1 protein-coding gene is annotated in these 748 nt (G+C 49.9%); it reads right to left on the bottom strand.

Features of this window, described 5'->3' with window-relative positions; all coding sequences use genetic code 11:
• The coding region (locus BLX41_RS36920) for a transporter substrate-binding domain-containing protein (RefSeq protein WP_259745466.1) at positions 1–351 on the bottom strand (351 nt) is incomplete at its 3' end.
• Positions 352–748: the final 397 nt, after the last annotated feature.

Here is a 748-nt window from a genome sequence, read left to right as displayed (position 1 = left end):
CTTGAACACAAGACGTGCCTGGGTCAGATAGTAGCGATCGGTGAAGTCCACGGACTTCTTGCGGTCCTCGGTGATGGTCATGGACGAAAGGATCAAATCGATCTTGCGCACCTTGAGTGACGGGATCAGGCCGTCGAACTCCTGTTCCACCCAGACACACCTGACCTTCATCTCTGCACACAAAGCATTGCCGATGTCGTAGTCGAAACCAACGATGCTGCCATCAGATGCCTTGGAGGCAAATGGAGGGTAAGCCGCTTCAATACCAATTTTTAGAGGTTTTTCATCGGCGAAAGCCTGTACGCAGAGTACGGACAGTGCCAAAGCGCCTAGCAACACACGTTCTTTCATCTTGAGACTCCGTCGGTGTCGGGAAAAAACAGCAGCATGAGTTAGCCGTCGAAACAGACGAATAGTCATTTCGAATAATCGGCGCCACTCAATATCAATAGTAAACCGGGCTCAACTTCAGCGATAACGAGCGAGTGATCCGCCCGATAGCGAGAAACCTGAAATCGATATTTCTTTAATTCGACAACAACTTACTAAAATGCTGAAAGCTGCGGTTGCGCTCGACGTTCAACTTGAACCATGGGGAAACGCTTACTATGTAACCCCATGGCCGCCAGTGCTCACGTCAATATCATCTTTATTTACCGGGCGGCAGAGATCATGCATTTAGTAATTTTCGGCCAGCCCCACACTCAGCTCTCGAAGAACCATGGGCGGGGCTTCGATGATCTCATCA

The organism is Pseudomonas protegens, from assembly GCF_003732485.1.
Taxonomy (GTDB): Bacteria; Pseudomonadota; Gammaproteobacteria; order Pseudomonadales; family Pseudomonadaceae; genus Aquipseudomonas; species Aquipseudomonas protegens_B.
This window is presented reverse-complemented; position numbering and strand designations above follow the sequence as displayed.